The organism is Pseudoalteromonas sp. TAB23, assembly GCF_000498075.1.
In the GTDB taxonomy this organism is placed as follows: domain Bacteria; phylum Pseudomonadota; class Gammaproteobacteria; order Enterobacterales; family Alteromonadaceae; genus Pseudoalteromonas; species Pseudoalteromonas arctica.
In genome coordinates this window covers 1-7,636 of record NZ_AUTP01000244.1, presented here as the reverse complement: position 1 = coordinate 7,636, position 7,636 = coordinate 1, and the positions used below count along the sequence as shown (strand labels likewise).

8 protein-coding genes are annotated in these 7,636 nt (G+C 42.0%); all 8 read right to left on the bottom strand.

Annotated features, from left to right (window positions below):
* On the bottom strand, positions 1-584 hold a 584-nt coding region (locus L654_RS0114720; protein WP_024608313.1), incomplete at its 3' end, for a hypothetical protein.
* Positions 584-1,075, bottom strand: a complete 492-nt coding sequence (locus L654_RS0114715) for a hypothetical protein (RefSeq protein ID WP_024608312.1) — start codon at positions 1,073-1,075, stop codon at positions 584-586. The genes L654_RS0114720 and L654_RS0114715, both read right to left, overlap by 1 nt.
* On the bottom strand, positions 1,076-4,063 hold the full coding sequence (locus L654_RS1000000126965) for a phage tail protein (protein WP_024608311.1): 2,988 nt from the start codon (positions 4,061-4,063) through the stop codon (positions 1,076-1,078).
* 14 nt (positions 4,064-4,077) lie between these two features.
* Positions 4,078-4,710 (bottom strand): hypothetical protein, encoded by a 633-nt coding sequence (locus L654_RS0114705; protein ID WP_024608310.1) that lies wholly within the window; start codon positions 4,708-4,710, stop codon positions 4,078-4,080.
* Positions 4,707-5,903 carry a baseplate J/gp47 family protein gene (locus tag L654_RS0114700; protein ID WP_024608309.1) on the bottom strand — a complete coding sequence of 399 codons (1,197 nt, stop codon included), beginning with the start codon at positions 5,901-5,903 and terminating at the stop codon, positions 4,707-4,709. Before L654_RS0114700 ends, L654_RS0114705 begins: the two co-directional genes overlap by 4 nt.
* On the bottom strand, positions 5,904-6,239 hold the full coding sequence (locus tag L654_RS0114695; protein ID WP_024608308.1) for a DUF2590 family protein: 336 nt from the start codon (positions 6,237-6,239) through the stop codon (positions 5,904-5,906).
* Positions 6,236-6,670 (bottom strand): hypothetical protein, encoded by a 435-nt coding sequence (locus L654_RS1000000128310; protein ID WP_050582304.1) that lies wholly within the window; start codon positions 6,668-6,670, stop codon positions 6,236-6,238. Before L654_RS1000000128310 ends, L654_RS0114695 begins: the two co-directional genes overlap by 4 nt.
* The coding region (locus L654_RS01000000126150; protein ID WP_076915514.1) for a phage tail tape measure protein at positions 6,646-7,636 on the bottom strand (991 nt) is incomplete at its 5' end. The genes L654_RS01000000126150 and L654_RS1000000128310, both read right to left, overlap by 25 nt.

Below are 7,636 nucleotides of genomic sequence, written 5' to 3'. Positions count from 1 at the left end.
GCTCTTCCTGCTTGATGATCAGTCATTAAACCATTTGCTATGGTAATTGGTTTATCAGACCAAAACGAATCAGCATAACTGCCCACATAAACTTTACCATTGCCCTGTTGATACCAGACAAAATCGTTAATCTTAAAAGCGCGTCCTATGTTGTTTAACATGGCATATCCTGAACTATCAGAGTAAAAACACGGTATGGCCGTATCAACATAAGCAGCGTTTGGTATAACAAACTCTATACCTGTTTGATTAGTTATTTCGTCAAGTACCTGGCGCATTGTTGGGTGGCGCAGCATAACACTTAAATTATAAGCAAGTGATGCCGCCCATTCACGGCAAAATAGGGTATACCAGCCATTTACTGCTGGCATTACACGTTCAACATAGCCACTAAATACACGGTCGACCATATCACCCCACCCTAAATCAACCGCAACCGGTGCTAACTTAACAGCCTTTTGATTCACCGTAATTTGGCATGTACCTGGTGTTGATGATTGCAGTACTATCCAGTGCTCTTTCATATCGACTTTTGAATCGTTGACATAAACACGTGATATAAAACGCGCGTTAGCCGTCGTCATTATGTTGTTCTCAGTGCAGCAAAGTTTTCGTTTAAATGCTGGCTAATATTTGCATATTGAACACCAGTATCACCGCCTTGCACATTGGCAGTTGCATCGGGTGTACGTTCTTCCACTTTTTGCGGCACTGATCGGTATTCACTAAGCGTAAAACTAATCGCCCATTGGCGTGTGGTTTCTTGCTCCACCGCTTCAATTTTACTGCTAAAGCGCACTTGCTTAACACCCAGCGCACTGGCCGTGTGGTTACTTACACGATAAATAGAACGCGCACCGCTTTCAGTTGCTTCGGCTAAAGTAAACAGCTCAGCTAAATGATCAGCATTAGAGAAGGGCAATAAACCACTCACTATCAGCTTTTTAGCTTTAGTGCCGGTTTCAGCTTGGTCGGTACTGGATGATTGGCCGCTTGCATCTTCGCTGGCAAGCTCAAGGCTTGCCGTAATGCGAAGTGATTTAAGGATGATTGAGAATGAATTGAGAGTCAGCATTTAATTACTCAACTCATAGAATGTATTAAAACTTATGTATACAGCAGCAGGGTCAACATTAAAAACCTTTATATGACCTTCCTTACTAAAGTGTAATATTGCATTAGGCTGCTCTGTAGGAATATCCGATGCAGAAGTTGTATTGATTGCTTGAGCATAAAAATCATTTTCCGGCCAAAACCTTCTAGGTAATTTCCCTATCAAATCTCCATTACTAAAAGTCTCATTATCGGTAGATAAAAACCAACTCCAATGAATGTTCTCGGCACTTGCCTTATATAATGGTGCCGCTGTTTTACCAGCTTCACCTGTCCACCAGTCCGAGGGCGATTTTACTAGGCCACCTTTAGAATCTGAACCTGTTGCATGCCCAATAATAGATTTAGCAAAGCTATACCCCATAAGCATTTTACCAAATGCGCTTGGGTGTATATTATCGCTCAGTATTGGGTCTAGCTCAGTATCCAACAACGCAGCAACTACAGCACCTTGATCTTCTACAACAGAGGGATTTACAAATACCCCACCACGATCCGCTAATGTTTGCAGTAAGACATTCCTGAAAACACCGACTTCATCAGAGCGGCCCGTATTTTGGCCATCTTGCCCAAATTGCTTTGCACTTAATTGAGAATAAAAGCTTGTCGGCAATCCAATTATCGGCACTACATTTAACGATTCACAATAATCAATCATTGCTTCGATATTAGAAGCTAAAGCTAAAGAGCCTGAGTTTGTTTGAACATCATTAATACCAATTTGTATGCAACAATAATCAAAATTATCTATATTTGTACTTTCTAATATTGCTAACTGCTGCGCTGATACTTGGCCACCTATAGCTAAATTTTTCATTTCTAGCACCTGTGCTCCGCACGTCCCTGTCAGGTGTTTTTTCATATATTCATATTGAGAACTTGCCAGCTGCCCCGAACTTGTTGAATCGCCAACACACACTATCTTAAGAGGCTTTATACCTACTGTTTTTTTTCCTTTGAAATAACTGGCTCTAGATATTGATAATGATGCAGCATTTGCCTCAAACCCAGCTCCCCATCCTGCTGCTATAATTGACCCTTCAGTATCTATCCGTCTAATTAATATTCCGTTTAACGTCAAACCAAACGATTTTGTACCAAATATAATAATGCCTATCGCTGCATTATTCATATTATAAGTTGATTCATTTAGAACCAGCTCCGTAAAATCTTTCTGAATTGTTACTTCTCTAAACTTCTCACTTACTTGTATCTTTCCAGAGTTATTTTTACTATGAATAATAACCCATCCATGATCTGTTTCAACAAATGCGCATGGTCTTTCAGCACCTTTACTAACATGCGCGGATATATGATCTTTTACTGAGACAGGAATAGCTGATAAATAAAAGTTAAAATTAGGAATAGCTCCCCAGTTTATATCAACGTCTGTTGATGAAATAGGGCTTGCAGCTACCAACTCTCCATCCGGCCAATTACTTAATGTGTAATTTCTAGTTTCAGTTAAATTAATTTTATACGGGGTATATAAGCTACCAATTGATGCACCACCAATACTTTGTTGCTCTGATGGCTTTGTATAAACATTAGGCCCCATATGTGTAAAGTATTTACCATCTAATCTGTAAGATGCTATCTCTCTATTAACTTTTAGGCCATTTATCCAGAGAGGGCTATTTCCTTGATAGTTAGCTAAACTAACTCCTTCATCTGCTATTATTGAAACCCCCGATGCATCACTCTTACTACTAAACCCATCATACAAATATACCCCGGTTCCCTCTTCTGACTTAGGTAGCTTTATCTCAATTGGCTTTTTATCGTAAAGATAATCTATGATCGGTTTGTTATTAGTTCCTGTACCTTCAGTATATGAATAATCATCTCTACCTCCATAGTTTCTTATATCACCGTCATCATCAATTAAAACTAGCGATAGCTCTGGGGTAAGTGTGCACTGTATTGTATCAAAGTCATTGTTTATTAAACCTTCACTGAGCTTAACTTCAAACTCAGAATTATTTCTATCTGATATCTTTATTCTTTGTCCTACTTTTAAATCATTTCTTGCCTTTACCAAATCTAGAGTCTCAATACTCCAAATAATATCATTCTGACTTTTCTTTAAGTCATCTATAATTTTTTCTACCTTAGAGCTAGCTCTCAAGTCATCAACTTTATTCACATCGCTAATGACTGAAATTTTAAGCACGAAGTGCTGTATACCATTTACATCAACGTAATCATCCATTTCTGTGTCTGATACTGTAAATACTACTTGAGGCGACCATTGGCTTAATGCGTTACCATCAAAGTAAGTGTCAACGTAAACAAATTGTGGGTAGGATTGCAGCGTTAATATATGCTCTTCTTTTATCTCTACGCGCAGTCCACTTACGTAACCAACTCCCGGCGCTACTCTAAATGTATTAGCGGTTGAGCGTGGTGTTACATTAAACCCATCATCAATAAACCAGTCTTTGCCATTTAAATCTTCCGCTAATTGCTGGGTTAACTTATCCATACCACTTAAGCGCGCAGAAAAGTCTAACTGCCATGTTTCTGGTGAAACACTAATACCGGTCAATTCCGCAATACCCGAATACTCAATACCAAAGTTGCGGTTTAAAGTATTACCTGCAACCCCTGATTCGGTTTTTGTTTTTGGGGTAGTAGGTATGTGATTAATCGCTACCAAAGCATTATTAATTGATGAGTACAACCCTACCCAGTTAAATTCAAATGGGCCTATAATGCTGTCGAGCACGGTTGAGTAAACAACCACATTGTCGTTAATGCGGCCTACTTGCTGCACAATTTGCTGATGCACTACGTGATCGGTTGGTAAAGCTTCTTCTCGGTTAATGGGTGCGGTTGCGTCTTGCTCTGGTACGTTCGCAAAAATAAACGTATCTATGTCTAGTTGCTCATTAGCTTGCGCTTTAGCAGCAAAAAGTTTTTCACCTGCGATTGTAATTATTGAAGCCATGTTAATTCCTCTTTTTAGCTAATAAGCTGTTTATTTGTTGCAATAATAAAATATGATTCGTTGTCCATCACCGCGAGTCCTAGTGTTGGGCTCAAGTCGTCACTGAGCTTTGCAAAGCCGGTTAGGCTGTCTAATGCAAAGTCGCTTGGTGGTGCAATTAATGGCATGCTGGCAATAGTGTCGTATTGGTAGCGGCGTGTTGTTCGCCCGTACTGCCTGCAAATATTGTCTATAAGTTTGTTCCGTTCTGCTAAGTCTGAGTCAAGCAATTGCAGGCTCACTACATCCCAATCGGCTTCGCTTATGCGCTCGTCAATGGTTATCCACGGTGTGCCGAGTTTTTCAAACATGTAATACCAACCACTTTTACTGCCTGCACCTTTAGCAAATTGCAGTGCATACTTAACGCGTATGCGGTAAGTATGTTCGGTCTCGTTTGGTATTTGGGTTATGTCACGCTCCCATGCCAACAGGTGTAAAATTTCGAGCTCTGCGGACATTGGGTCGAGCTGTTTAGCCGGCCATGCAAGCATGTCGCTTAGGCGCAACCAAAAACTAACCGTGCTTTTGCGTAGTTTGTCTAGCTCACTGGCTGGGCGCGCCAACCAGTACGGCATTTTTGTTAGGGCTTGCCAGTCAATGCTCATACATCGTTACCGTTTTCGATACTTAGGACGGTTAAACGCGGTACATTGTTCTGGTTGGTAATGTCGATTTGATGCCAACTTAATGAGTCGATACCCTCAAACTCTTTATGTAGCTCTTGGCCTAAGCGGCTAAAGCTAAAGCGTGTTTGCGGCTCAGTTCGTGTTACAACGTAGTCGGTGTTTTCTCTAAATGCGCTGCGTATAAAGTTTTCTATATTGCTAATTAATGCGGTTACTTCATCATCAAGTAAGTAAACATGCGGGTAGACCGTAAGGCCTACACTAACATCAACACTTGGCATAGTAAGCACAAGTAGATCGTCGCCGTGGCCATGGTAGCCTTTTGCCATAACGTATTCATTTAAGTCGTTTATTAAGCTTTGGCTTGGCTCGCCTGTGTCTAACAAAATATAGGCATTCGCCGTGCCTGGTCCTCGTGGTGCATCATGTTCAAAAAATATATTATCGGTATTTAGACCGCTTCGCTCGGTAAGCATTGCGCGGTAAACAGCATCAATGTGCCAAGGCGCTGCAGCAGTAAATGCGTTGCGGGTGCGTAATTTTAAATCTTGGTTTGTTTCGGCGTCTGCCCCAAGTACATCAATCCAATCGCTATCATTTATTGCACTACTAATTCCTGTGACTGACTCAGGTAAAATATGATAATAACCCGTGCCTAAGTTGTGTGCGGCACCTGCGTTTTCTGCAATTACATTTACTAATATGCTGCTTTGGTTTTCTGGCAGTATTACATTATCAACAGTTAGCACACGGTAAACCGTCCCGTTTATGGCATCAGTTTGTATTACCGTTCCTGCGCTAATGAGTAAACTAGGGCCAAGATTTGCTGCGCGTTTAAAACGCACTTTGCCTTGTGTACGTTCTTCACTTTTGCGGGTTAGGTCGTGCTCCCACGCTTTGGCTTCAATAAAGTCGCTGTCGGTGGCCGTTTGCAAAAATAAGTTGGGGAGTATTTTTTCAATTAATACTTTGTTGACTATCCATGTTGCAGGCTTTGCCACAATGGCGCTAATCAATCGCCAAAAAGGTGAGTAAATAGAGTCATTCGCAATAATGCTACCTTGCGCTTCTACGTCTTGCTTAAATAGGGTTTTCCACCCGTCTTCAGTGGTAGGAATACCTGCATTTTCTACAATACGGGTAAAATTAATTGTTGGGGTTTCATCAGCCATTTATTGTGCCTCTACTAATAACGATGAAATTTCACCGAAGTCTATTGTTTGTGCGTACATCCACCACTGGCCTTTGTTAATTTCGCTTTGCTCAACTTGAACCGTGCCTGGCATAATGCGAACGTCATCCTCTACCAATAGTTTTATTTTTGTTTGGGTGTCGTTAGTAACGCTGGTTCCTCTATCGCTTACTAATAAGTTTGCAAGGCCGGTGTCTAAAATAGCGTGCACTATGTCTTGGGCTATTACGTCACGATCGGTTAAATACGTTGGGTTGTTACCGGCATCTAATACCACATCGCCATTTAATATTTGTAAGTCGCGGTAAATACTCATGAGTGCATCTCAACAAAGTTCATATAATTGGTTTCACCTTTGGCTGGGTAAACGTTAACCGTGCCAACACTGGTCGACTTTTGCTGATTCGCGTTGCTTATTTGTTGGGTAATACCACCGCGTTCAACACGGCTTTTAACGGGTGCTATTGCGGCAATGCTAGGCATGGTTGCTGCTGAATTACTCTGCTTAGGCGCATCAATACCTAACGAGCCTTTTATACCCTCAAAACTAGTGTCTATTTCAATGCCTGCTAAATCAGCTAGCTGTTCAATAGCCCACAATATTGGCGCAAATAACACTTCAACGGCTTTCCATGCGTATTCAAGGCCCGTAAGCAAAACGCTTACCCAACTAATATCGGCAAAGCTTGCTTTTAAATCGTCCCAGTAATAAATCAGAGCGCCTACGGCAAGAACCGCAGCGGCCACNCAGCCACAATTAAGCCAATGGGGTTGGCGTACATCACAAGGTTTACCGCAAACATTACAGCTCTTAAGGCGCTTAACCCCGATGTAAGCGCAGCATTAATACCTGCCCACGCCATTGCACCCACGCTCCATGCAACCATAGCCATTTTGCCCGCGCCCATTATGAGCGTGAATAAACCACCTGCAGCAACAAGACCAAGTAATGCAACAGCGCCATAGCCAATATATTTAGTAAGCGTTGGAAATTCTTCGGTAAAGGCCACTACGCCTGTGCCCATGTCGGCAATTAAACCAACAAAGTCGTTAAATACGGGGAGTATTGCACTGCCCCACGCAGCGCGAATAACAAACCAGCTTTGGCTTAGTCGCTCGCTTTGGTCGGTCATGCTCATTGCCATTTTTTCAGCTTGTTGCATACCGTTTACGTTACCTAACGAATCAATTGATTGGCCTAGACCATCAATATCGTTCATTAGTAATTTTATAGTGCCAACAGCTTCGGCCGAGCCAAATGCTTTTTTAAGTTCGTCGCCCTCGGCTACGTCTATGGTTTCGCCATATTTGCCTTTAATTTGGTTTAGTATGTCAACCATTGGCAACATAGCGCCCTGGCTGTCAGTAAAACTTAAATTAAGGGCGTCTTGCGCTTTACCTACACCGGCTAAAAACGATTTATATTTTGTACCCGCCTCACTGCCCGACATAGTCGCTTGCAATGTGCCTAGTATGGCCATTTGCTCGTTAATACCAATGCCGGCGCTTGTTGCTTCAGCGCCAATTGATGTAAACGCCGATGACATTTCAGCGCCTGTTGTTTTAAACGCTTGTACGGCTGTGGCCGTCATACCTGTTAGCTGCTCAACCCACTGACTTTTACCCATAGCATTAGCTTGGTTTTTAAAAATGCCATACATGGTACCCATGTAATTGGTAATAGTGCCTGCGTCGGCTTTGGTGGCAGCGGCC